General features: G+C 70.2%; 18 protein-coding genes. 7 read left to right on the plus strand and 11 right to left on the minus strand.

From position 1 onward, the window contains the following. Nucleotides 1–38: 38 nt before the first annotated feature. Nucleotides 39–3,506, minus strand: coding sequence for a protein kinase domain-containing protein (locus ABD830_RS19930; protein WP_344989218.1), 3,468 nt, complete (start codon nt 3,504–3,506; stop codon nt 39–41). A gap of 90 nt (nt 3,507–3,596) precedes the next feature. On the opposite strand from ABD830_RS19930, the gene ABD830_RS19935 reads away from it, so the two are divergent. Both ABD830_RS19935 and ABD830_RS19940 read left to right on the plus strand, forming a co-directional pair. Next, the gene (locus ABD830_RS19935; RefSeq protein ID WP_344989220.1) at nt 3,597–4,040 is read left to right on the plus strand and encodes a carboxymuconolactone decarboxylase family protein; all 444 of its coding nucleotides are present in this window, start codon (nt 3,597–3,599) and stop codon (nt 4,038–4,040) included. A gap of 320 nt (nt 4,041–4,360) precedes the next feature. Then, nucleotides 4,361–4,510, plus strand: a complete 150-nt coding sequence (locus tag ABD830_RS19940; RefSeq protein ID WP_344989223.1) for a hypothetical protein — start codon at nt 4,361–4,363, stop codon at nt 4,508–4,510. 15 nt (nt 4,511–4,525) lie between these two features. On the opposite strand, the gene ABD830_RS19945 is transcribed toward ABD830_RS19940, so the two are convergent. The 3 genes from ABD830_RS19945 to ABD830_RS19955 form a co-directional block, all read right to left on the minus strand. Further along, entirely contained in the window at nt 4,526–5,146 is a 621-nt protein-coding gene (locus ABD830_RS19945; RefSeq protein WP_344989226.1) for a pyridoxamine 5'-phosphate oxidase family protein, read from the minus strand. 103 nt (nt 5,147–5,249) lie between these two features. Then, nucleotides 5,250–6,323, minus strand: a complete 1,074-nt coding sequence (locus ABD830_RS19950) for a PrsW family intramembrane metalloprotease (protein WP_344989229.1) — start codon at nt 6,321–6,323, stop codon at nt 5,250–5,252. 58 nt (nt 6,324–6,381) lie between these two features. After that, on the minus strand, nt 6,382–7,593 hold the full coding sequence (locus ABD830_RS19955; protein ID WP_344989232.1) for an amidohydrolase: 1,212 nt from the start codon (nt 7,591–7,593) through the stop codon (nt 6,382–6,384). A gap of 133 nt (nt 7,594–7,726) precedes the next feature. Between ABD830_RS19955 and ABD830_RS19960 the strand changes: the two genes are divergently transcribed. Next, complete coding sequence (locus ABD830_RS19960; protein WP_344989234.1) at nt 7,727–8,194, plus strand: PPOX class F420-dependent oxidoreductase; 468 nt, start codon at nt 7,727–7,729, stop codon at nt 8,192–8,194. Here the strand turns inward: ABD830_RS19960 and ABD830_RS19965 are convergent. From ABD830_RS19965 to ABD830_RS19985, 5 genes are all read right to left on the minus strand, one after another. Continuing rightward, nucleotides 8,142–9,551, minus strand: coding sequence for an MFS transporter (locus ABD830_RS19965; RefSeq protein WP_344989236.1), 1,410 nt, complete (start codon nt 9,549–9,551; stop codon nt 8,142–8,144). The two genes, ABD830_RS19960 and ABD830_RS19965, sit on opposite strands and share 53 nt — an antisense overlap. A gap of 51 nt (nt 9,552–9,602) precedes the next feature. Beyond that, complete coding sequence (locus ABD830_RS19970) at nt 9,603–10,421, minus strand: glycerophosphodiester phosphodiesterase (RefSeq protein ID WP_344989239.1); 819 nt, start codon at nt 10,419–10,421, stop codon at nt 9,603–9,605. 244 nt (nt 10,422–10,665) lie between these two features. Further along, nucleotides 10,666–14,565 (minus strand): vitamin B12-dependent ribonucleotide reductase, encoded by a 3,900-nt coding sequence (locus ABD830_RS19975; protein ID WP_344989242.1) that lies wholly within the window; start codon nt 14,563–14,565, stop codon nt 10,666–10,668. Continuing rightward, nucleotides 14,562–15,017 (minus strand): transcriptional regulator NrdR, encoded by a 456-nt coding sequence (gene nrdR / locus ABD830_RS19980; RefSeq protein ID WP_344989244.1) that lies wholly within the window; start codon nt 15,015–15,017, stop codon nt 14,562–14,564. The genes ABD830_RS19975 and nrdR overlap by 4 nt, the downstream gene beginning before the upstream one ends. A 639-nt stretch (nt 15,018–15,656) precedes the next feature. Continuing rightward, complete coding sequence (locus ABD830_RS19985) at nt 15,657–16,028, minus strand: LysM peptidoglycan-binding domain-containing protein (RefSeq protein WP_344989247.1); 372 nt, start codon at nt 16,026–16,028, stop codon at nt 15,657–15,659. A 1,125-nt stretch (nt 16,029–17,153) separates the two neighbouring features. Here ABD830_RS19985 and lexA point away from each other — a divergent pair. Beyond that, nucleotides 17,154–17,861 carry a transcriptional repressor LexA gene (gene lexA / locus ABD830_RS19990; RefSeq protein ID WP_344989250.1) on the plus strand — a complete coding sequence of 236 codons (708 nt, stop codon included), beginning with the start codon at nt 17,154–17,156 and terminating at the stop codon, nt 17,859–17,861. Between the two features lie 491 nt (nt 17,862–18,352). On the opposite strand, the gene ABD830_RS19995 is transcribed toward lexA, so the two are convergent. Beyond that, on the minus strand, nt 18,353–19,195 hold the full coding sequence (locus ABD830_RS19995; protein WP_344989254.1) for a nucleotidyltransferase domain-containing protein: 843 nt from the start codon (nt 19,193–19,195) through the stop codon (nt 18,353–18,355). Between the two features lie 65 nt (nt 19,196–19,260). Here ABD830_RS19995 and ABD830_RS20000 point away from each other — a divergent pair, with 65 nt between their 5' ends. Beyond that, nucleotides 19,261–20,370, plus strand: a complete 1,110-nt coding sequence (locus ABD830_RS20000; protein WP_344989257.1) for a MalY/PatB family protein — start codon at nt 19,261–19,263, stop codon at nt 20,368–20,370. A 329-nt stretch (nt 20,371–20,699) separates the two neighbouring features. Here the strand turns inward: ABD830_RS20000 and ABD830_RS20005 are convergent, their stop codons facing one another. Beyond that, the gene (locus tag ABD830_RS20005) at nt 20,700–23,846 is read right to left on the minus strand and encodes a S41 family peptidase (RefSeq protein ID WP_344989260.1); all 3,147 of its coding nucleotides are present in this window, start codon (nt 23,844–23,846) and stop codon (nt 20,700–20,702) included. A 122-nt stretch (nt 23,847–23,968) separates the two neighbouring features. Between ABD830_RS20005 and ABD830_RS20010 the strand changes: the two genes are divergently transcribed. Continuing rightward, nucleotides 23,969–24,388 (plus strand): hypothetical protein, encoded by a 420-nt coding sequence (locus ABD830_RS20010; RefSeq protein ID WP_344989263.1) that lies wholly within the window; start codon nt 23,969–23,971, stop codon nt 24,386–24,388. Nucleotides 24,389–24,438: 50 nt separating this feature from the next. After that, complete coding sequence (locus ABD830_RS20015; RefSeq protein ID WP_344989266.1) at nt 24,439–25,407, plus strand: TIGR03557 family F420-dependent LLM class oxidoreductase; 969 nt, start codon at nt 24,439–24,441, stop codon at nt 25,405–25,407. The last annotated feature ends 78 nt before the right edge of the window (nt 25,408–25,485 follow it).

Raw genomic sequence — 25,485 nt, forward strand, 5'->3', positions numbered from 1 at the left:
CCGCATGTGGACGGGAGGCGGGCACCCGCCCCCGTCCGCTACGGGCAGACGTTCTGGTACGGCGCGCCGCCCAGGTACCGCTCCCACTCGGCGGGTGACAGGGAACGCCCGGCCCGCGCGCACACCTCCCGCGCGACCCGCTCTCCGTCGACCGGAATCGCGTGGAGGGCGTTCTCCATCCCGACGTAGACGGTGCTTCCATCCGGGCTGAACGCCAGCGACTCCGGATCCCCCTCCTGCAACAGGTAGGTCCCGCCGAGCCGCCGCCTGGACTCGATGTCCCACAGCTGGAGCTGGCTGTCCCCCGTGGTGGCGAGCGTCTTGCCGTCGGGCGAGAAAGCCAGATAGGTGATCTCACCGGCGGCTCGCGGCAGGGCGGGATGCGGTGCCGCCGGCCCGTCGACCGTCCACAGCCCGACCCGCCCGGTCGTGGACTCGTACGCGGCGAGGAGCCCGTCCTTTCTGATCGCGAGCGCCTCAGTGGGGCCGAACGCGGCTCCCACGGGCTTACCGGTGCCGATGTCGACGAACCTGCCGCGGTCCGGCGACGCGAACGCCGTGCTGCCCGGCAGGAACGGCCCACCGCGATACCTCGTGTCGAACGATCCCAGCACGTGTCCGTCGGCGGAGTCGCGCACGACCTCCTTGTACACCAGGCTCTGCCCGTACCCGACGGTCATCGCCAGCCGCCGGCCGTCCGGGCTGAAGTGCACGTCGCTGGGACTGGCGTCCTTCCCTGGAATCCGTACCGACCAGAGCTTCGTCGATGTGCGCAGGTCCCAGAGCGAGACCCTGCCGTTGAGGTCCTCGACGGCCAGCCTCGTCCCGAAGAAGTCGGCTGGGAAGTCGTCCGGCGAATCGGCGGAGAAACGGCCGGTCTCCTTACCCGCGCCCACGTCCCAGATCAGGAAGCGCCTGCCGGACCGGATCACGGCCCACCTGCCGTCCTCGCTGAGATAGGCAGAGCCCGGCACGGCCGTCACGTGGGTGCGCGGCTGTAGGTCCACGCTGACGACCGCGTCGTCCACGACGTACCGGAGCGTGCTGCCGTCGGGATCGAACGCGACGTCGGTCAGCTCGCCCTCGGCGCGGTAGTCGAGCACCTTCTTCCCAGTGCGCACGTCCCAGGCCTGCACGTCCCTTCCGAGGAAGGTGGCGAGGTGGCGGCCGTCCGGGCTGAACCGCAACCCGCCCTCGGACCCGCAGGCGTGGCAGATCATCCCATCGCCGCGCTCGCGGCCCGAGGCGGCGTCGACGAGCACGATGGAGGCGCCGTCAGTGCAGGCGAGCGTCCTGCCGTCCTGGCTGAACGCCACTGCGTCGGGATGATACGCACAGGAGGAGAACGGCCGCTCCGCCTGCCATCCGGGCAGCGCGAACTGATCCAAACGGCCTCCCGGCACCAGCAGGTGCCTGCCCGTCGGGTCCACGAGCGGGCGCCCCAGTGCCGCCTCGCCGCGCTTCTCGAAGACGGGCTTGCCGAAGCGCTTGCCGGTCGAGACGTCGAGCAGGTAGGAGATGTCCTCCAAGCTCCACACCACGGTCAGCGTGGTCTCGTGCTCGCCGAACACGACGCTGTAGCCGCCCTGGGCCGGTGAGGGGAGCGGCCGTTCGAGGAGCTTCCTGCCGGTCGTCAGGTCCCAGACGCCGAGACTCTCGGTGGTGGTCTCGGCCAGCAGGCGGCCGCTGCGGCTCAGCGCCGGCGGAAACGCGATGGTCCCGCTCAGCGTCATGCGGGGCCAGGACGCCGTACGCCTGCCGGTGCGCACGTCGTACACGTTGACACCGCCCTCGCTGGCGCTGACCAGCGTGCGGCCGTCGCGGCTGAGCAGCCGCTGCGCCGCGCCCCTGGCAGGCGGGTCGCGGAAGACGGCCGTCTCCTGCTGCTGAAGCGAGGCCATCAGGCTGGAGCGGGCCTCCGGCTGCGCCGGCGAGACCCGCCACGCCGCCACGCTCAGCAGCATCGCCAGGGAGGGGTCGATGGTCCGCTGGCGGTCCGCCTCGGTGGCCGCCTGCTTGGCGGCCAGGATGTCGCGTTGCCGGGCCGTCTCCTGGCGCTGCCAGACGACCAGTCCGCCGGCCACGAGCGACACGACCAGCAGCCCCGCCAGCGCGACCGTGGTCAGCGTCCTGCGCCTGGCCCGCCGCCTGGTCAGCTCGGTGCCGGCGCGCAGGTAGTCGCGTTCGAACGGGGTCAGCGTGACGTGGCGGCGACCGGTCGCGGCCCAGCTCAGCGCCTGCTCCAGGCGGCTGCCCTGGAGCACGTCGGCGTCGCGCCTGCCGTTCTCGGCCCAGTGGCGGGCGGCGGTGTTGATGCCGTTCAGCAGGGCCAGCCCGTCGCGGTCGGCCTCCACCCACATGCGCAGCCTCGGCCAGGCGCGCAGCAGGCCGGGGCGCGACAGGGCCACCGTGCCGTCGCCGTTGGCGATCACGTACGAGAACGCGTCCAGCACCCGCCTGACCGCCGTCGACTCCCGGTCGGAACGCCCCTCGAACAGCTCGTCGTACCCGGCCGACCGCCCGGCTTCGTGCCCGTACTCGTCAACGGTCACCAGCCGCAGGAACACCTCGGCCGCCACCTCCCGCTCCTCGGGACTCAGCGACTCGTAGGCGTCCTCGGCGATCGTCCCCAGCGCGGGATCGCCCTGCTCCGGCCCGTGCACGCCCCGGGCGGACCTGCTGCCCGCCGCCAGCAGTCCCCTGATGTCGGAGCCGTTCCCGCTGACCAGGGCCAGCAGCAGGTCGCGAGCCGCGGGACGGGCCGCCGGGTCCTTGTCCATGGCCGCCTCGACCAGCGCGGCCACCCCCGGCGGCAAGGCGCTCAGGTCGGGGCGGTGCGACAGCACCCGGTGCATGACGCCGCCCAGGTTCTCGGCGGCGAACGGCTCGCGTCCCGTGGCGGCGAACACCATGATCGAGCCCCACGCGAAGACGTCGGCGGGCGCGCCCGCCCGCTCCCCCGTGAACACCTCGGGCGCCATGTACGCCGGCGTGCCCGACACCTCGCCCGTCCTGGTCAGCGACATGTCGAGCGTACGGGCGATGCCGAAGTCGATCACCCGCGGGCCGTCGGGCCCGAGCAGCACGTTGTCCGGTTTGAGATCACGGTGCACGACCCCCGCGTCGTGGATCGCGGTCAGCGCGGTGGCCACCGCCGTGGCCAGCCGGTGCAGGTCGTCGCCGGTGAACCGGCGTCCCTCGCGCACGGCCGCGCCCAGGCTCGGCCCCGGCACGTACTCGGAGACCAGGTACGGCCGGTGCCCGTCCAGATCGGCGGCCAGCACGCGCGCCGTGCAGAACGACGACACCCGTCTCGCGGCCGTCGCCTCCTTCGCGAACCGGCCGCGGACCGCACGATCGCCGGCCGCGTGCAACACCTTGACCGCGACCCGGTTGCCCTCGGCGTCGTAGGCGTCGTACACCACGCCCTGCCCGCCCGAGCCGAGCCGGCCGGCGAGCCAGTAATTCCCGATGCGCTGGGGATCCCCCGCGCTCAGCGCGTCCATGGCGGGTTAGATGTCACTTTTTTCGCGGAAGTTGTCACAGGTAGGGGGGCTGTCCCGTCCTCCTCTTGCAAGAAACATGAGGAGGCACACATGACCCAGCGGATCAACGTCGCACAGCAGGTCCCCCAGGCGTACCACCACTTCATCGCCGTGGAGAAGCTGCTGCACGACAGCGAACTGCCGACCACCACCATCGAGCTGGTCAAGCTGCGCGCCAGCCAGATCAACGGCTGCGGCTACTGCGTGGACATGCACAGCCGGGACCTGAAGAAGGCCGGTGAGAGCGACGAGCGGCTCTGGTCGGTCGCCGCCTGGCGGGAGGCCACCGTGTACACGCCGGCCGAGCGGGCCGCGCTGGCCCTGACGGAGGAGGCGACCAGGCTGGCCGACCGCGAGGCGGTGCCGGACGCGGTGTGGGAGGAGGCTGCGCGGCACTACAGCGAGAAGCAGCTGGGGCTGCTCGTCGTAGCCCTGGCGATGATCAACGCCTGGAACCGGATCGGGGTCACGGCCCGGCTCACCCCCGGAACCTGACCATTCGTGGAAATGCGTTGAGCGATCGGAGGTAGCCGGTTAGGTTGGCGCGCATGGCGGGCGACAGGCGCCCGCCCTGCCGCCGCCGGGCCGGGAGAGACGGGCCGGGCTTCGGGAGGGGGAGACCATGAGACGCGTCAGAGTCACGAAGTCGACGGCCAAGCGGCGCACGCGGCTGATCATGGAGCTGGACCTGCGGACGCCGGCGGGTCGCCCGCTTCCCTACTGAATCGCTCCTTACACCAAATTTATCGTGGGTTCTGTAGATACATAGGTAACAAAGTCATCACGGGGGGCTCACGATCAAGAGGCTTGTGGCGGTGGCGCCACACATCGCCAGGCACAAGGTCCGCGACATTCGTTCCGCGGACCACCGCAAGCCACCCGCCGACCCCAAGGTGATCGATCTGCGGGCCTACACCGGCCGCAACATCATCCGGTTTCCCGGCGGTCCCACCCCAGCCGCCTGACGCCGGCTTTCCGCGTCAGCCGTAGAGGCGCTTGGTGTAGGCATCGCCGTAGTACTCCTCCAGCTGTTCGAGGGTCTCCTCGACCACCTGCACGTCCTTGACGAGCTTGGCGTGCGCGGGCAGGACACCGGGGTTCCAGGTGTCCGGCTTCCAGAGCGCGGAGCGCAGGAACGACTTCTGGCAGTGGAAGAAGATCTGCTCGATCTCCACCACGAGCGCGAGGTGCGGGCGGTGACCCTTGACGATCATCTCGTCGAAGAACGGGGCCTCGCGGATGAGCCTGGCCCGGCCGTTGACGCGCAGGGTCTCGTGGCGGCCGGGGATCAGGAAGATCAATCCCACATGCGGATTTTTGAGGATGTTCCGGAAACCGTCTGCTCTGCGGTTGCCCGGGCGGTCCGGGATGGCGATGGTCGCGTCGTCGATGACGTGGACGAACCCGGCAGGGTCGCCCTTGGGCGAGACGTCGCAGTTTCCGGCATCGTCGGACGTGGCGATCAGACAGAACGGGGAGGCCGCCAGCCACTCGCGGTCGCGTTCGTGCAGCCGTACGCGCTCCTTGGTCGCCGCCCTCGGCATGACCTCACCGAGCACCTCACGCAACTCCGCCTCGGACCCGATCTCCGTCCAGCTCATCTGCTCTCCCTTCGGCGTTTCCCCTATTTTGTCAGGGTCCGCGCCTGTAAATCCGCGCCATTTCGCAGAGCGAGACTCCCCCACCGCGCGGTGGTGAGCTGGGTTACCAGCGGCGGGCGTGGGACATCGCGGTCAGGTACGTGTCGCGTTCCGCCGCGAACCGGGCCGGGTCCATGTCCTGGCGTTCGGCCCGCACGTGCAGCATGGTCAGCTCGGTCGCCGCGTGCTGGTAGTCGCTCATGGCCCGGCCGAGCCCCGCTTTCCTGGCCCACTTGCGGGCCGCCTTGCGTGCGGACAGCGTGCTCAGCATGCGGACGTCGGCCTGCGTGACCAGGCCGGTCTGCTGGTAGCCGGGCAGGTAGAGGCCCATCCTGGCGACGAGCTGGCGGCGCTCGACGACGGTCACGACGATCAGCAGCACGAGCACGGCCATGATCACGAGGTACGCGGCCCCCAGCCAGGCCAGTGACGACGTGGTGGCGGCGCCGTTCCAGAGGCCGTGCAGGGAGACCGCGCCCAGGTAGCCGAGCGGGATCGCGGCGAACCTGGCCCGGGTGCGGCGGGTGAGCGCGTACGCGACGCCGAGGCCGATCAAGGAGGTGTAGATGGGGTGGCCGAGCGGGTCGATGAGCCCTCGCAGCACGAACAGCTGGACCGCCCCGCCGGCGCCGTCCGCGTCGTACGCCAGCAGGTAGTAGCCGATGTTCTCCACGGCGGCGAAGCCCAGGCCGGCCATGGACGCGTACACGATGCCGTCGGTCAGCCCGTCGATCTCCTGCCGCCTGCGCAGGAGCAGCAGCAGCGCCGAGCCCTTGAGCGCCTCCTCGATCAGCGGGGCGAGCAGCACCTTGCCCACGTCGTCGACGACCGCGGCGCCGAGCCCGGCCCGGGTGAACAGCGCCTGTCCCGCGAGCGTGAGCGCGACGCCCAGGACGATCGCCACCCCGCCACCCCACGCGAACGCGAACGCCAGGTGCAGCTTGGGCTCGGGCTCCAGCCGGTCGAGCGAGAGCACGGCCGCGAGCAGCACCGGGAGCGGGGCCACGGCCAGCAGCGCCGACAGGGCGAACCCGACAGGGCCGCCCGACACCAGCATGGCGGCCAACACGAGCAGGGCGAGGGCACTGGAGACGACCAGGCCGATCAGGAGTGCCACGCTGGGCCGCTGCGCTGTCATCGTGATCCCTTTCTATCCACCGCTGCGCCCACTATGCGCGGCCCCCATCTACAGCCGCTTAACGGTCACTTGATTCCCGGTAGTACGGATCCGCGACGACGGACTCGCCGTCGGCGTACGTGTACACCTCACGGCCCGAGACGAACACCCGCAGCGCCCGGCTCATGACGTCCAGCGGGTCCCCCGACCAGATCACCACGTCGGCGTCGAGGCCGGGCTTGAGTGCGCCCACCCGGTCGTCGAGGCCCATGATCCGGGCCGGGTTCAGCGTGATCGAGCGCAGCGCCTCGGCGGGGTCCAGGCCCTCCTTGACCGCCAGCGTGGCCTGGTGGACGAGGAAGTGGATCGGCACGACGGGATGGTCGGTGGTGATGGCCAGCTCCACCCCGGCCCGTGCGAGGATGCCCGGGTTGCGCAGCGAGCGCTGACGCAGCTCGACCTTGGAGCGGCTGGTGAAGAGCGGGCCGATGATGACGGGGATGTTCCTGGCGGCCAGGGTGTCGGCCAGCAGGTGGCCCTCGGTGCCGTGGTTGATGATCAGCCGGTAGCCGAACTCGCCGGCCAGCCGGAGCGCGGTGGCGATGTCGTCGGCCCGGTGCGTGTGCTGGCACCACGGGAGCTCGCCGTCCAGCACGCGGGCGAGGATCTCCAGCGTGCCGTCGCGGTCGAACGGCTTGCCGTCCGCCTCGGCCGCCGCCCGCCTGGCCTGGTAGTCCTGCGCCTTCATGAACGCGTCCCGGATCACCGCGGCCACGCCCTGCCGGGTGGAGGGCAGCTTCTTCTGGTCGCCGTACACGCGCTTGGGGTTCTCACCGAGCGCGCTCTTGACGCTCACCGGCTCCTTGACCAGCATCTCGTCCACGGTCCTGCCCCAGCATTTGATCGCGACCGTCTGCCCGCCGATCGGGTTGCCGGAGCCAGGCTTGATCACCGCGGTCGTCACGCCGCCCGACAGCGCGTCGGCGAAGGCCAGGTCGGCGGGGTTGATGGCGTCGAGCGCGCGCAGGCGGGCGCCGTTGGGGTCGGTCATCTCATTGGTGTCCTGACCGGCCCAGCCCTCCGCCTCCTCATGCACGCCAAGATGGCCGTGGGCCTCGACGAAACCGGGCAGTACCCAGCCGCCCGCGGCGTCCACGACGGGAGTTCCCTCGGGCACGGCCACGTCCCGGCCGACCGCGGTGATCTTCCCGTTCTGTACGAGCACGGTGCCGCCGTCGATGGGGTCGCCGTCGATCGGCACGACATATCCACTGGTAATGGCAAAATTCACGTCTTGAAACTTATCGGGCACGGCGTAGCGCCTGCCCGACGGGCTCGCGCGGCGTGCCTGGCACAAGTCCCACCGATGGTGGGGATAGGCTGACATATCCGCATTTGCATGGGTCGTGCAGGGAGTACGGCGAATGTCGCAGGAGTACGGGCCAGAGACGAGCCCGGCCCCCCGGTCGCTCAGCGACGAGGAGCTCTCGAGCCTGCTGTCCGGCCAGCGGTTCGGCTCGCTGGCCACGAACAAGGGCAGCGGCGACCCGCACCTGTCCACCGTCATCTACACCTGGGACCCGCACCAGCGCGTGGCGCGCATCTCGACCATCGCCGACCGGCTCAAGGTCCGCCAGCTCCACAAGGACCCGCGCTGCGCGCTCTACGTGGCCAGCGACGACTTCTGGTCGTACGCCGTGGCCGAGGGCGAGGCGGAGCTGTCGCCGGTCAGCACGGAGCCGGGCGACGAGGTGGGCATGGAGCTGCTCGCCATGCACGAGAGCGTCGAGGACCCGTACACGTTCCTGCGCCAAATGGTCGAGGACCGGCGGCTGGTGATCAGGATCCGGGCCTCGCGCCTGTACGGGACCGCTCTGCCCGCGTCCTCCTGATGGCGCGGTGCCTGTTGTAGGCCACCGACGCGATCACCACCAGCACCAGCACCAGGTCGATGCCGGCCGACCAGCGCATGGCAAGGACGTGGTGGCCGCCCTCGGCGGCCGCGAAGAACACCGCGCCGATCACGGCCACGCCGCCCGCGCCCGCGAACTGCTGCGCCGTGCTGAGGATGCCCGACCCGATGCCGGCCTGGTGCGGCGCGACCTCGACCAGCGCCGCCCCGATGAGCTGCGGCAGGACCAGCCCGTTGCCCGAGCCGACGAGCATGAGCGCCGCCATGACGTACGGCAGGCCGAGACCGGCCGTGACCACCAGCAGCGTGAGGCCGAGCCCGGTGACCGTGCCGCCGATCATGACGACGATCAGGCCGTACCTTCTGACCAGCCGCGTCCCCAGGATCGAGGTCACTGAGAACAGCACCCCCATCGGCGCGAACGCCAGCCCTGCCTGGAAGGCCGTCAGCCCGAGCCCGCCCTGGAGCAGCAGCGTCAGCGTGAACATGAACGACGCGAAGTACGCCATGAACGCGACGATCGACCCCACACCCGCCAGGTAGGAGTGGACCTTGAGCAGCGCCAGGTCGAGCACCGGCTGCCCACCGCGCGCTCCGAGCACCCGCTGCCAGTGCCAGGTGAACGCGAACACCGGAACGGCCGCCGCCATGCTGACCCAGGTCCAGGCGGGCCAGCCCAGGCTGTTGCCGAGGCCGAGCGGCACCAGCACCAGGGCCAGCCCGGCGGCCAGGCCCGCCGCGCCGGGCAGGTCGAGCCTGGCGCGGTGGGCGGTCTCGACCTCGGGCAGCAGCCGGACGGCCAGCGGCGCCACGACCAGGCCGACGGGCAGGTTGACCAGGAAGATGATCCGCCAGCCGAGCCCCAGCACGTCAGTGGTCAGCAGCAGGCCGCCCAGCACCTGCCCGGCGATCGAGCCCAGGCCGCCCGCGACGCCGTACCAGCCGAGGGCTCGCCCCCGCTGCTCCGGCGGGAAGACCGCGGAGATCGTGGCCAGCACCTGCGGCACCATCGCCGCGCCCGTCAATCCCTGGAGCAGGCGCGCGGCCACCAACTGGGGCGGGTTCGCGGCGATCCCGCACAGGACCGACGCGAGCGTGAACGCGGCCACGCCCCAGATGAACAGCCGCCGGTAGCCGTAGCGGTCGCCGAGCCGCCCTCCGGTGATCATGCCTGCCGCGTAGGTGAAGGCGTAGCCGCCCACGATCAGCTCGAGGGCGGCCGGGCCCGCGTTCAGGTCGTGTTCGATGGAGGGGGCGGCCACGTTGACGACGAAGAAGTCGAACTGGGCCATGAACCAGGCCGACAGCAATACGGCCAACGTAGCGCCATATTTCACACTATTCAGGCTAGTGCTTCATGAACACCTCAGCCCCACGGGGGTTATTCGTCAGGCGCTCAGGAGGTCGTGCAGGACGTCGGGTCTGTTGGTGATGATCCCGTCCACCTTGTAGGCCAGCATCCGGCGCATGACGTCCGGGTCGTCCACCGTCCAGGCGAGCACCTTCATGCCGAGTGCGTGCACGCGCCGTACGTACGAGGAGGTCAGCGTGGTGTACGGCGGGTTGATCTGGTCGGCGAACTTGGCCAGTCCCGGCAGCTGCGCCGTGGACGGCGTGCCGAGCAGCCCGATCGGCACGCCGGGCAGCAGCCGGTGGAAGGTCCGCATCGACGCCCAGCTGAAGGACTGCACCACCAGCCGCCCGGGGGCGAGCCAGCTCGAATGGCGGCGCAGCTCGGAGGCGACGCGGGCCTCGATGCCCGGGTAGAGCCCCGGCTCCTTGATCTCCAGCAGCAGCCCCATGCCCGAGCCGTTCATCTCGCTCAGCGTCTCGCCGAGCGTGGGCACCCTCTCGTCCTCGTACTCCCCGGAGAGCCACGAGCCTGCGTCGAGCTCGCGGATCTGGGCGAGCGTGAGGTCTCCGACCTTCCACGGGGACAGGTCGGGGAAGACCCGCTCGGCGTCGGTGGTGCGGGTCAGGGTCGTGTCGTGCATCAGGACCAGCTGGTGGTCCTTGGTCTCCTGCACGTCGAGCTCGAACATGTCGGCCCGCTGCTTGCCCGCCAGCTCGAAGGCGGCGATGGTGTTCTCGGGAGCGTACGCGGACGCGCCCCGGTGGGCGACGCCGGTGACGGCGGTGGCCGCGTGGGCGGGGGTGGTCAGGACGGTGGTCGAGATCGCGAGGATGACGGCGAGTCGCCTGATCATGGGTCTCCTCGGGGTGTGGGAGGACTACGACTCGACGATGACGAGATCTCGTGACTGCGAGTTGAGGGCAGAGTAACGGAGCGGTGCCCGGGCGATGAGCATTCGACACGCGGGACCCTGCACCTGGCGCTCACCCTTGTTGGAGCCGACGCGCCAGGGCACGGGGACATGACAGAACGGGGAGCCGAGTTCGCCTCGACTCCCCGTTCCGGACGCACCTGTTGGCCGGCTACGCGCCTATCTGCTAGCTGCAGCCGCTGGTCGAGCCGCAGCCCTCGCAGACGTAGCAGCTCCCGGCCGGGCGCATCTTGGTGCCGCAGGTCATGCAGAGCGGCGCGTCAGCCGTGAAGCGCTGGTGGCTCTCCAGGGTCAGCTCCTTGACCGCCGGCTGCTGCTCCGCCTCCGCCTTCGGCTTCTCCTCGATGGGCGCCGACTGGGCCAACGCCTCGCGGTCGACCGCCTCCTGCAGCGCCGCCGGGTCCTCGCCGCGCTGCTGCGCGGCGCGCTCGGTCGCCGAGAAGATGCCCAGGGCCGCCCTCTCCTCGTAGGGGAGGTGGTCGAGGGCCAGGCGGCGGAAGATGTAGTCCATCACCGACGTCGCCATCCGGATGTCCGGGTCGTCCGTCATCCCGGCGGGCTCGAACCGCATGTTGACGAACTTGCTCATGTACGTCTCCAGCGGCACGCCGTACTGGAGGCCGATGGAGATCGCGACGGAGAAGGCGTCCATGACGCCCGCCAGGGTCGAGCCCTGCTTGGACATCTTGAGGAAGACCTCGCCGAGCCCGTCGTCAGGGTAGGACGAAGCGGTCATGTAGCCCTTGGCGCCGCCCACCGTGAAGCGGGTGGTGGTGCTCGGCCGCTGGTTGGGCATGCGCCGCCGGGTCGGCCGGTTGACCTCGATGACCTTGACCTCGGGCTCCTTGGCCTCTTCCTTCTTGGGCTCTTCCTTCTTGGAGCCGTTGCCCGCCGACAGCGGCTGGCCGACCTTGCAGTTGTCGCGGTAGACGGCCAGGGCCTTGAGCCCCAGCCGCCAGCCCTCCAGGTAGACCTGCTCGATGTCGTCGATCGTGGCCGACTCGGGCAGGTTGACCGTCTTGGAGATGGCCCCCGAAAGGAACGGCTGGGTGGCCGCCATCATGCGCACGTGGCCCATCGGCGCGATCGCCCGCTCGCCCATCGCGCAGTCGAACACCTCGTAGTGCTCCTTGCGCAGGCCGGGCGCGTCGACGACGTGGCTGTGCTCGCCGATGTACTCGACGATGGCCTCGATCTGCTCCTGCTGGTAGCCGAGCTGCTTGAGCGCCCGCGGGATCGTCTGGTTGACGATCTGCATGGAGCCGCCGCCGACGAGCTTCTTGAACTTCACCAGCGCCAGGTCCGGCTCGATGCCGGTGGTGTCGCAGTCCATCATCAGCCCGATGGTCCCCGTGGGGGCCAGCAGGCTGGCCTGGGCGTTGCGGTAGCCGTTCTTCTCGCCGAGCTTGAGGCACTCCGACCACTGGCGCGACGCCTCGCTGTGTATCTTCGCGTCCATGGAGCCGATCGTGCGCAGGTTGTCGTTGGCCGCCGCGTGCTTGCGCATGACGCGCTTGTGCGGCTCGGCGTTCCTGGCGTAACCGTCGTACGGACCGACCACCCCGGCCAGCTCGGCGCTGCGGCGGTAGGACACGCCGGTCATCAGCGACGTGATCGCCGCCGCCACGGCGCGGCCGCCGTCGGAGTCGTACGCGTGGCCCGTCGCCATGAGCAGCGCGCCGAGGTTGGCGTAGCCGATGCCGAGCTGCCGGTACGCCCTCGAGGTCTCGCCGATCTTCTCGGTCGGGAAGTCCGCGAACGTGATCGAGATGTCCATCGCGGTGATGATCAGCTCGGTCAGCTTGACGAAGTTGGCGACGTCGAAGGAGTTGTCGTCCTTCAGGAACTTCAGCAGGTTGATGCTGGCCAGGTTGCAGGAGGAGTTGTCCAGGTGGACGTACTCGGAGCACGGGTTGCTGGCCGTGATCCGCCCCGTCTCCGGGGTGGTGTGCCAGTCGTTGATCGTGTCGTCGTACTGCAGACCCGGGTCGGCGCACTCCCAGGCGGCCTTGGCCATCTTGCGGAAGAGCTCCTTGGCGTCCACCGTCTCGATGACCTCGCCGGTCAGGCGGGCGCGCAGGCCGAACTCGCCGCCCTTCTCCACCGAGCGCATGAACTCGTCGGAGACGCGCACGGAGTTGTTGGCGTTCTGGTACTGGACGGAGACGATGTCCTTGCCGCCCAGGTCCATGTCGAAACCGGCGTCACGCAGCGCGCGGACCTTGTCCTCCTCGCGCGCCTTGGTCTCGATGAACTCCTCGATGTCGGGGTGGTCGACGTCGAGCACGACCATCTTGGCCGCCCGGCGGGTGGCCCCGCCCGACTTGATCGTCCCCGCCGACGCGTCCGCGCCGCGCATGAAGCTCACCGGGCCGCTGGCCGTGCCGCCGCTCGACAGCAGCTCCTTGGACGAGCGGATGCGGGACAGGTTGACCCCCGAACCCGAACCGCCCTTGAAGATCACACCCTCTTCCTTGTACCACTCGAGGATGGACTCCATCTGGTCGTCCACCGAGAGAATGAAACAGTTGTGTACCCGGAGGTTTCCAGAGAGGTATTCGCCGCTCTCGGTCTGGATGTCGTAGACCTCCATCGCGCCGAGCGGCTCGATGCGGTCGATCTCCAGCCGCTTGGTGGCTCGCGTCGGCCGGCCGGGCTTGTCGAAGCCGCGCTCGAGCTTGTCCGCCTTGACCGGGTCGATGAAACCGATCTCGTCGGCGAACGTACGCCGGTCGCCTGCAGACTGGATCCGTAGCGTCCAACAGCCCTTGCGGTCTTCGCGTGGGTCCTTCTTGAATCCCACGCGGGCGTAGATGCCGAACCGCAGAAGCAGGCGCTGCATGCCGCGGATCAGTTTCTCGGAGATCATGCCGACCTCGAGGACGGTCGACTTCTCCCGTTCGCCCACGAAGCCCTCAGCCTGGAAGACGCTGCGGAGATAGGCGGCCACCACAGGGAGGGGCGCGGTGAACAGCCTGGCGGGGACGTCCATCTCGGTGCCCCGCGCGCGCAGGTCCCACTTGTCCACAAAGGTTTCGAGAACGGTGCCGTACAGGCGGGTGCGCCGACAATCCAGGGTGGTGTCCTGCGTCTCGACCTGGCGTTCCTTTCGGTGGACGTCGGGGAAGACGCTGTCGAGTGCCTTGGTCACCCAGGCCAGCTCGGCAGAGGTCACCGTCATCGCCTCGATGGTGAGCGACTTGTTGGTGCCGTCGTACTGCCCGACGAAGCCGTCCGACTGCAGCCACCCCGCCAGAGCGGCCTCGGACAGCTCCTCGAAGTCGATCTCGCCTTCGCCGAACGCCTCACGCCGATGCCATTCGAGCTGGTCACCCGGCTTGAGCGTGCCCGCCTCCACGAACGACCCGGTGCCGTCGCCGGTCGCCTTCCACACCAGGTGATCGCGCGTGACATCCAGCGTGTAACCCGCCTTGGTGTGAATGCGCAGAACGTCCTTCACGCCGTTGCTCTTGGTGGCGATGACGCGGGTGAGACCGTGGGAGTCGTAGACCTTCGTGCCCACGGCATCGTCCTCAACCAGCCTTCCGATGGGCACGAGCCCGCCCGGAGTGCTCACCAAGGCGTCGTACGGCTGACAGGCGCTCACCTGCTGGGGCGACTTGGTGCCCACGTTGAACCAGACCGGCGAGTTGAACGCGAACACCTGGTGCGCCAGGGCGTGCTTCAGCTCGTGGTCGAAGATCTCGGCGTCCTCGTCGCTGGCGAAGTAGCCGTGCTCGATCCCCGTCTCGGTGTAGACGCCGACGACCCGGTCGATCAGCTGCTTCAGGCTCCACTCGCGCTGCGGGGTGCCCACGGCCCCGCGGAAGTACTTGGTCGTCACGATGTTGGCCGCGTTGACCGACCAGGACTCGGGGAACTCGACGCCCCGCTGCTCAAAATTGACCGAGCCGTCGCGCCAGTTCGTCATGACGACGTCGCGGCGCTCCCACTGGATCTCGTCATACGGGTGCACGCCGGGCTTGGTGAAGATCCGCTTCATCTTCAGTCCCTTGCGCGGACGCTTGCCACCCCGCGCGACTGAACCGCTGGCCGTCTCCGTCATGACTCCCCCTTCTCCGCCTTCAACTGTGAGATCTCGGCCTCGAAGTCCGCCAGGCTCTCGAAACCGCGATACACCGATGCGAACCGCAGGTAGGCCACCTCGTCGAGGTCCCGCAACGGGCCCAGGATGGCCAGGCCCACCTCGTTGGAGGGGAGCTCGGCCGCGCCCTTGGCCCTGATGGCCTCCTCCACCCGCTGCCCGAGCTGCGCCAGCGAATCCTCGCTTACCGGCCTGCCCTGACACGCCCGCCGCACGCCCGCGACGACCTTGTCTCTCGAGAACGGCTCCGTCACTCCGCTGCGCTTGCTCACCATGAGCAGTACGGTCTCCTGCGTGGTGAACCGGCGCCCGCACTCGGGACAGGTGCGGCGACGCCTGATCGCCGCGCCGTCATCCGTGGAGCGACTGTCGATGACCCTGGTGTCAGGGTGGCGACAGAACGGACAGTGCACGCTTTCGCCCTCCTAGACCCGCGGCCACCACACGCGCGAAAAACCATCCTCACGGGACGCTCGCGCACGCCCCACGGCTGGCCATGGCGCGGTCACGGAAACACAAGGTGTGGTGAACTACATCGGTGTAACTACTAGATGTTGTGGTCCAACCGTAGAAGCGCGCGACCATGAACGCAAGTTGAGCGGCACTGTCGGAGCGAAGTCGCTGATCAGCCCATCGTCACCGCCGGGATCCGGGCGTGTCGCTCCGAACGGCGATCTTTGCGCTGCTGGGGGCGTCACATGAGTTGCGGTCGGCCTCGGATGTGAACAAACCTCACAAAGCTATCCGACGCCACTCGGCACACGAACCACCACCCATCCACCGGACTCCTCCACGCAGACGGTCACCCCTGGGCGCGGCGTCGCCTGGGACCAGAGACAGGCCCAAGACCGCGTTCCCACCGGGGCGCATGGATGTGCCGACCGACCCCGATGCCGCCCATGCCGCCGATGCCGCCCCACGCCCAGAGCATCAGTCTGAGGGGTGATGTGACGCCTGTGCGGGCGAGTCCGCGTTCATCCCGACTACGGGCTACGGATGTGCGGGCTACGGATGTGCGGCTGCGGGCGCGCGGGCTACGGCTGCGCGGGCGATCAGCGTAAGGCGGCGGTGTCGCCTGGGACGTAAAGCCGGGTGCCGGGCCGGATGAGCGAGTCGGGCAGCCCGTTCAGATGCTTGATCTCCTCCACGACAGGGCCGGGATCGTCCCCCCGGGTGAGCGCCTCGGCGATGTGCCAGAGCGTGTCGCCCTCGTGCACCTCCACCCACGGCAGGCCCGCGTGGCCGGTCACCACGACCCGGACCTCCGCGTGCCCGGCCGCGCGCGTGCCGAGCCAGAACCCGCCCAGCGACAGCAGCGCCATCGCGACCACCACCACGACCCGCCCGCGCCGGGTCAGCCGCAACGGCGGTGCGGAACGCCGGCGCATCCGCGCCACCGCCCGCCGCTCACGCCATCTCGCCACCCGACGACCCAACAGCCGACCGCTCCGCTTCCGGACACCGCCGGCACCACGCCGAGAGCGCCCATCCCGCATGAGGCGACCCCCAACTTTGCGGGCGCCTCCACGCACGACGCCTACGTCCCCACCACGGGCGCCTCCCCGCAGGCCCCCAGCACGGCCTCCCTGGACGGCCGATCCACCGTCCCGCGCACCGCCGGGCACGCCCACCCGCGCATCGCCCGTCATGCCTCCCCGCTTGCCTCCGGCGCGGGCTCGTCCCATGCCTGAAACGCCTTCCCGTGCAGTCCCCGCCACGCGCCCCCGCGTGCCCGGACCGCCTTTCCTGACATCCCCGGCCACGCCTCCCCGCGCACCGGTGAGACCTTCCCGAGCATTCCGAAGATCCCGTGGAGGACCCTCAACGCCACCACCCCTGGAACCGCCGACCACCCGCCTACTCGCCGTCGTCCTTGCCCCGGAACCGCCCAGCCCGCCCCCTTTCGCGGCTGCCCGCGGCCGCGCGTCCGCGGCGGGTGGTCGTACCACCCCTCGATCGTTCATCCCCATCCCCCGATCCACATCGGCACCACCCCCGGGGCGCCGCGGCCTCCCGTCCGCGCCGGATCTCCGGCCAGGCGCCGTCTCGTCACCGCCGTCCGCACGGGCTCCTCCCCTGCCCGGCGGTACGATGACGGCCGCGTCGGCGCCGGAGCGCGGTGGCGGGACCAATCGCAAATGGGGCCTTCCCCCGCGACTCGTACGGGGCCCCAACCTCTTCCCGGAATTGCCGCGGAAACCGGCCTCCGTCCGCGTATTGTCTCGTCGATCGTTACTCTGCGTGGCATCGGCGATGAGTGTGAGTCGTTTGGCGTCTTGGCTGGTCGTGTCCGCATTTGTGGGTGTTCGCATGGTTGACCTCCTGCCGTGCGGCCTGAGGGAAAGGCCAAATAAAGATCAGCAAATCGAACACGGTGTCGATCGAACTCCCGTACGATGTTGTACACCACACTGGCGACAATTTCGAGGAAGACTCGAACAATTGTTTGAAGATGATCTTCAACAGAGATACGGTCGCTGTGTGCGACATCAGGACCACGGACCGGGAGGTTCGCCGGTGAGGCGGCCCGCCAGGCGAGGAGGAAGAGCATGAGTGAGCGGGATGGCGCAAACGGGGTCAGCGACCTCGCGGTGCGCCGGCGCGATTCTCTGGGCCTGACGCCCAGGCAGCGCAAGATCCTCGAAGTCATTCGCGACTCAGTGCAACAGCGCGGCTATCCGCCCTCCATGCGCGAGATCGGCGAGGCGGTTCAGCTGACCAGCACGTCGAGCGTGTCGCACCAGTTGACGGCGCTGCAGCGTAAGGGCTATCTGCGACGTGACCCGCACCGGCCACGCGCGCTCGAGGTGCGCCTGCCGGGTGAGCCCGTGCTGTGGGTCGACCCCGACGCGACCAATGAGGAGCCGACGATCAACCGCCCCACGGCGGCTTACGTCCCGCTTGTCGGCCGCATCGCCGCCGGTGGTCCGATCTTGGCCGAGGAGAGCGTCGAAGACGTCTTCGCACTGCCCAAGCAGCTCGTCGGCGAGGGCACGCTGTTCCTGTTGCAGGTCGCCGGTGACTCGATGATCGAGGCCGCCATCGCCGACGGCGACTGGGTGGTCGTACGCCAGCAGCCGGTGGCGGAGAGCGGCGACATCGTGGCCGCGATGATCGAGGGCGAGGCCACCGTCAAGACCTTCAAGCGCAAGGACGGTCACGTCTGGCTCGTTCCGCACAACTCCAACTACGAGCCCATCCCCGGCGACGAGGCCAGCGTCCTGGGCAAGGTCGTAGCGGTCCTGCGCCGGTTGTAACGGACCAGGGCTTGTAGGGGCCTCGGCGCGCGTCATCTCACACGCGCCGTGTTCCGGCGCGCGCCAAACACACCTCCCGCGGGGGACACCCTCGCGGGCATCATCATGTCCCCACCCGACGTCACCCGTGACGCCGGCCCAGGGGCACGCTGAGACGTCGGCACGGCGTCTCACCAAGCGGTGTCACTGCGCCATGCGCCGCCACGTCCGCTTCTGTCCCGGCCTCGGCGCTGCGCCAGGACGCGACCGAGCACCACGCCCCGACGTCAGTTTCAAGCCCGGCCACAGCGCCTCACGAAGCCCCTCGCGGCACCGGCCTGCCCAATCCTCCCGCTCCGCCCCAGCAGGGCACGACGCAGGCCGCCCCGCAAGTTGCTCACCCCGCTGACACCCCTCGCCGCCCAGAGAAGCCTTGGTACGCGCATTCGCGTCCCGGGCCGAGCCACCGTCAATACCGGCCGGCCCGAGTAGCCGCACCCCCCGTGCGGGCCCTATCGGGCGGCGTACAGCTCGTGCGCGGCCGTGATCGCCTGATCGGCGAAGCCCAGCACGTCGCGCCTGCGCTCGAACGGAGAGGCGTACATGGAGGCCCTGGGCGTGCCGAAGTGGTCGCCCAGCCCGCTCACCGCGCTCGCGACGGTCGGCAGCGCGGTGTCCGCCTCGCGCAGGCGCAGCGCCTCGTTCACCACACGGTGCCAGCGCTCCGGAAACACCTCGAGCGCGTGCCGCCCGGCCCCCGCCTTGGAGGTGATCTCGCCCGTCGCCAGCGTGTAGTGCAGCCGGGAGACGCCCGTGACGATCCACACGGTGCCGTAGTTCCCCAGGCTGGCCAGGCCCCAGGGCGCGGCCAGTCGGGAGGCCCGGGTCACGAGGCGTCGCCAGTAGCGGTCGAGGTTGTCGTCCGTCCAGGCGGCCAGCGCGGCTGGATCGTGCCAGAGTTCCAGCTCGTCCGGCTTGGGTCCACGGCAGGTCAGCCCGTGCCTGGCCAGCGTGTGCCAGGTGACCGGATTGAGGTGGCCCCGGGGGTGCAGCTTCCCGCCGTGCGCCCTGGGGCGCGGGCCCAGCTCGGAGGGGTTCAGGCGGAGGTCGTCCCAGGTGAGGTAGCAGCCCTCGAACGGGTACGCGCCCAGCCGGGTGTGAATGCGCTCCAGCACCTCGAACGGCGGCTCGGCGGCCGTCACCGCGACGAAGTCCACGTCGCTCGTGTCGGGCCGGTAGTCGCCCAGGGCCGCCGAGCCCTCCAGATAGAGACCCTCCACCAGCCCGGGTGCCTCCGCGTCGGCCACCGACAGGTAGGTCTCGACAATGGCATCGATCTTGGGGTAGGGCGTCATGGCCGCCCAGCCTGCCACACGGGGGGTCGCCGCCTCATCACATTCAACAATCCTAGAATTGCCGGGTGAATGAGGCATACACCCCTGAAGACCTCAAGGCAACACACGACGGGATCAAGTGGGCAGAAGTCGCGCCGGGCGTCATCCCCGCCTGGGTGGCCGACATGGACCTGTCCACCGCGCCCGAGGTGATCGAAGCCCTCCGACAGCGGGCCTCCGGAGACCTCGGCTATCCCACCTGGCTGGACCAGCCCTCGGCCGGACCGCTGGCGGAGGCGTTCGCCGAACGCATGACGAACCGGTACGGCTGGGCGGCCGACCCCTCTCTCGTGCGCTCGTTCAACGACGTCAACCAGGCGCTCCAGGTCTTCCTCCAGATCTGGACCCGGCCCGGCGACGGCGTCGCCCTGCACACTCCGGCCTACCACCCGTTCCTGACGACGCTGGACGTCATGGAACGCCCCCTCCATCCCATCCAGTTCGAGCCCGACGGGGACTCCTGGCGCTTCGAGGTGCCCGACCTCTCGGGCTGCCGGGTGCTCCTCCTCGTCAACCCGCACAACCCGACCGGACGCGTCTTCACCCGCGAGGAGCTGACCGCGCTGGCCGAACAGGTCGAGCGTCACGACCTGCTGGTCCTCTCGGACGAGATCCACGCGGACCTCACCTACGGGCCGCACCGGCACATCCCGTTCGCCACGATCCTCCCCGAACGCACGGTCACGCTGACGTCCGCGACGAAGGCGTTCAACCTGGGCGGCATCCGCTGCTCGGTCGCCCACGTGGGACACGCGGGGGTCCGCAAGGCCCTGGAGGCGCAGCCGCCCTTCCTGTACGGCTCGGCGAACCTGTTCGGCGTGGAGGCCACGGTGGCGGCGTGGCGGCACGGAGACGCCTGGCTGGAGTCCACCCGTGCCCTCCTCGACCGCAACCGCCACACGCTCGCCTCCCGCCTGCCCTCGACCGTCGGCTACCGGCTTCCGGAGGCGACGTACCTGGCGTGGCTGCACGTCGGCCGACCGGGAATGGCGGAGGTGTACGAGCGGGAGGCCAAGGTGCGCCTGAACGACGGCTCGATCTTCGGACCTGGCGGTGACGGGCACGTACGCCTGAACTTCGCCACGACGGAGCCGATCCTCAGCGAGATCCTCGACCGCCTGGCCCGCGTGCTCTGACCCGGCTTCTCTGGCACCGCGCGACTCCGCGGGGCCTCCACGCCTCCAGCCCCGAGGCCCCGCAACGCCGGGGCCTCGCGGGGGCCGAGGGCTATCACGCCGCGCAACGGCACGACCTCACGCCCTCACGCCCTCACGACGGCACGCACGCACGACCACGGACCCGCCCGCGAGGCGAGCGCGCGATCGCAGGCGGACGCCTGGGCAACCCGAGCGGCAGCACAGCCCGGTCCGAGGCGAGATGGCCCCAGGCGAGACGGCGCGAACCGAGACGGCCCGGTCCGAGACGGCCCGAGCCGAGCGACCAGGGCCGGCCCGGGCCGCCGGGGTCAGGGAAGGGGTGGGAGGTCGGGCGGAGTGGCGGCCGGGTGCTCCTCCAAGGCGGCCAGCGCCAGCTCGATCGCCTTGTCCAGCTGCGGATCCCGCCCCGCCACCCGGTCCTGCGGCGTGATCACCACCTCGATGTCCGGTTCCACGCCGTAGTTCTCCACCCCCCAGCCCTGGCCCTCGATCCAGAACGAGTAGCGGGGCTGCGTGACCCGGGTCCCGTCCACCAGCGAGTACCGCGAGTCGATCCCGATCACCCCGCCCCACGTACGCGTCCCCACCAGCGGCCCGATCTGGCGGACCTTGATCCCGGCACTGACGATGTCCCCGTCCGAGCCCGCGAACTCGTCGGTGATCGTCACGATCGGCCCTCGGGGCGAGTCCGCCGGGTACCGCATCGGCTCGTACCCGCGCGCCCGCGCCCAGGCCGTGACCTTGCGCGACAGCTTCTCCAGCACGAGCTCCGACAGGTGCCCGCCGCCGTTCGCCCGCACGTCCACGACCAGCCCGTCGTAGGCCATCTCGGTACGCAGGTCCCGGTGGAACTGCGCCCACCCCCACGGCGCCATGTCGGGCACGTGCAGGTACCCGAGCCTGCCGCCGGAAGCCTCCCGGACCAGGGTGCGGCGGCTCTCCACCCAGTCGTGGTAACGCAGCTGGGTCTCGTCCGTGATCGGGGTGACCACGACGCGGCGCGTGTCCCCGCCGGAGGCGGGCCGCACGGTCAGCTCGACGGGCTGGCCGGCCGTGCCCGCCAGGAGGGCGAGCGGGCCGCGTACCGGATCCACCGGGCGCCCGCCCACGGCGACGATCGCGTCCCCGGGACGGACGGCCACCCCGGGCGCGAGCAGCGGCGAGCGGGCGGCGTGGTCGGAGGACTCGCCCGGCAGGATGCGCGTGACCCGCCACACCCCGTCGCCGTCCCTGGACAGGTCCGCGCCGAGCAGGCCCTGACGGCGGCGAGGGTCGTAGCCGCCGCCGTTGACGTACGCGTAGGCGTGCGAGGTGGCCAGCTCGCCCTGCGTCTCCCAGAGCAGGTCGATCAGCTCCGAGTGCGCGCCGATGCGCTCCACCAGGGGCTCGTAGCGGTCAAGCACGCCCTGCCAGTCGATGCCGTTCATGTCCTCGCGCCAGAAATGGTCGCGCATGAGACGACCCGCCTCGCGGAAGCCCTGCCGCCACTCGGCGACCGGGTCGATCTGAACGGTGATCCGGTCGAGGTCGATGCCGACCACCTCGTCGCCCTCGGTGGTGGCGCGGGTCTGCAGGCCGTTCTTGCCGTTGGTGACGAGCCGGCCGCCGTCCCCGCTCACCTCGAACGAGCGCACCTCCCTGCCCAGTTCGGCCTTGGCGCGCTTCTTGAGGTCATAACGCTCCAGCACGCTCTCGCCGGCGGACTCGGTGCCGTCGCCGAGCTGCCCGGCGAGCGGGTGGCGCAGCCAGAGCAGGGCGTCCTTGGTCGTACGCAGGTTGCCGTAGCGGCCGGCGGCCACCGGCACCGGCACCACGCGCGAGGAGAGCCCATCGGGATCGACCTCGGTCCTGGGCGGCTCGTCGTCCTTCTTGTCGTCCTTGCCCGGCTTGTCGTCCTCGCCGTTGAACCCGCGCCCCTGCAGCGAGGGGTCGAAGGGCGACGGCGTGGTGGCCTTGAGCGGCACGATGTACGGCTTGCACCCGACGGGGAACGACAGGTCGAAGACGTGCGCGTCGTATACCGGATCGAACGTCCGCACCGACAGGAACGCCAGATGCTTCCCGTCCTTGGTGAACACCGGGTCGTAGTCGGCGAACCGCACCGGCGTCACGTCGATCACCGAGGTCCCGTCGACCCGTCCCATCCTGATCTGCGACAGCGGCTCGTCATGCGGATGCACCCAGGCCAGCCAGGCCGAGTCCGGCGAGAACGTCAGCCCGCTGACGTCCCCCTGCGTGGTCCGGTCGAGCTCCCGCGTGTCTCCCGACTCGAGGTCGACCACCAGCAGGCGTCCGTCGTGCGTGGCGACCGCCACGTGCTTGCCGTCGGGCGCGGCCTCGAGCTGGAGCACGCGCCCGAGCTGCCCGGCGGCCAGCGTCCTGATCTCGCCGCCCGGCGCGCCGATCTCCAGGCCGTCCTCCCCGCTGGCGTCCGACACCCACACGGCGCGCCCGTCGGCGTTGATGGCGCGCGGCAGGCGTACCCGGACGCCCGGCTCCGCCCGCAGCGCTCCCACGGGCCCGTCGCGGTGGGTCACCCAGTGCGCGGTCCCGCGGATCTCCACGGCGCTGGCCCGCCCGGTCGCGTCCGGCGAGAACGAGCCGACCCGCAGCGGCGCGGGGCGCCTGGCCCGCCCCGGCCGCGGCCCGCCCAGCCGCACATCCAGCCGGTACGGCTCCGCGTCCAGGCTCTCCAGCAGCCACAGGTCACCGGCGTGGCTGTAGACCACCCGCTCCCCGTCGCCCGCCGCGTGACGGGCGTAGAACTCCTCATGGGAGCTGTGCCGGCGCAGGTCGGAGCCGTCGGGCAGGGCGGAGTAGAGGTTCCCGACGCCGTCGATGTCGGCCAGGAAGACGATCCGGTCCCCCACCCAGCTGACCGACCAGTACTGCGCCGTGCTGTCGGCGAACAGCCGGCTGAACTCGCCGTCGCCCTCGGCGTCGACCCAGATCTTGCCGGCCGTGCCGCCTCTGTACCGCTTCCATTGGGACGGCTCGCGCCACAGCGCCGACACGGTGGCCACCCGCGCGCCGTCCACCGCCACGTCGCTGACCCACCCGTACGGCAGGCGCGTGGCCGGTCCTCCGTCGAGCGGCACCGCGTACGCCCAGTTCCTGCTGCGCTCGCTCTCCGCGGCGGAGGTGATCGCGATGACGTCGCCCTCGGCCGTCCACCCGCGCACGCCGGTCGTGGCGCTCCCCCAGTAGGTCAGCCGATCGCCCTCGGGGCCGTCGATCTCCGCCGCGAACACCTCGGGCGCGCCCTCCTTGCCGCTCGTCCAGGCGATGCGGGCGCCGTCGGGGGAGAACCTGGGGTGCGACACCGGTGCCCGGTCGGCGGTGAACCGCCAGGCCCTGCCTCCGGACAGGGGAGCCAGCCAGATATCGTCGTCGGCGACGAAGGTCACCACGTCGCCGTGCAAATGCGGGTATCTCAGGTATGCGCCATTTGTCACAGGTGCACACTAATGCCCGCCCGCCAAGGTCAGCCCAAGAATTGTCCCCCGGGCGGCCCTGCCACGTCCCGTGAACGGCCAAGTGCGGGATGCGCCGGAAATGCACGGGAAGGGCGAGAACTATGAAGCTTCTCGCCCGTACCCACCAGTTCCCGGCCCGCCTGGCCGCCGGGGCCGTCATCCTGAACTCCGGACTCGGCAAGGTCGACGCCGACGAACAGACCGCGGCGGGCCTGCACGGCATGGCCTCGGGCACCTACCCGTTCCTGCGCGACATGGACCCGGTCGCCTTCGCCAAGCTGCTCTCCAGGAGCGAGATCGCGCTCGGGACGGCGCTGCTGGCCCCGTTCGTGCCGTCGCTGCTGGCGGGGGCCGCGCTGACAGGGTTCGCGGCAGGGCTGCTCGGGCTGTATCTCAAGACGCCGGGGATGCGGCGGGAGGGCAGCCTGCGCCCGTCCGAGCAGGGCATCGCGCTGGTCAAGGACGTCTGGCTGCTGGGGATCGGCCTCTCGCTGGTGGTCGAGGAGCTCATCGACCGATGATCTCCGGTCCGCCACCACTAAGGCGGACAAACCCGGGTAGCCAGTGACGCATGGTACAAATCGGCTACACCTTGATGTCCGAACAGACTCCGGCACGGGAACTGGTCGACTACGCCGCGGCGGCCGAGCGGGTCGGTTTCGACTACGCGGTCATCTCCGACCACTATTTCCCGTGGGTCGAGGAGATGGGGCACTCGCCGTACTGCTGGTCGGTGCTCGGCGCCGCGGCCCAGGTGACCGAGCGGATGCCGCTCATGACGTACGTGACCTGCCCGATCATGCGTTACCACCCGGCCGTCGTGGCGCAGAAGGCGGCCACGATGGGCGTGCTCAGCAAGGGCAGGTTCACGCTGGGCCTCGGCGCCGGCGAGAACCTCAACGAGCACGTCGTCGGCGAGGGATGGCCGCCGGTGGACACCAGGCACCGGATGTTCGCCGAGGCGGTCCAGATCATCAAGGAGCTGTTCAGCGGCGACTACGTCACCTACCAGGGCGAGTTCTACGACGTGGACTCCGCCAAGCTCTACGACCTGCCCGACCGGCAGGTGCCGCTCGCCATCGCCGCCTCCGGCGGGCAGTCCGCGGAGATCGCGGCCGAGTACGGCGACATGCTGGTGGTCAACGATCCGATGGCGGACGTGGTCAAGCAGTTCAACGCCGCGGGCGGGCAGGGCAAACCCGTCTACGGGCAGCTGGCCCTCGCGTACGACACCGATGCCGAGGCCGCCAAGCAGCGGGCCCACAAGCTCTGGCGGTGGGCGGCGTGCGGCGGCTGGAAGGTCATGGCCGAGCTGCCCGGACCGGTGAACTTCGCCGCCGCCGCGGGCACCGTGCGCCCGGAGGACGTGGCTGAGAGCGTGGCGTGCGGCAGCGACGTGAACGCGGTCGTGGAGGGCGTCAGGAAGTACGCCGACGCGGGCTACACGCATGTGGCGCTCGTCCAGGTCGGGCACGACCAGCAGGAGCCGTTCTTCGACTGGGCGGAGAAGGAACTGCTCCCGGCCCTCCGCAGCCTCTGACCGCCCCCGTGAACGCGTGGCGGCTGAAGGCCCGTCACGTCCCGGGCTCTCGCCCGGGACGGTGGGGGGACTCAGCTG

Source organism: Nonomuraea helvata (genome assembly GCF_039535785.1).
GTDB classification, from domain to species: domain Bacteria; phylum Actinomycetota; class Actinomycetes; order Streptosporangiales; family Streptosporangiaceae; genus Nonomuraea; species Nonomuraea helvata.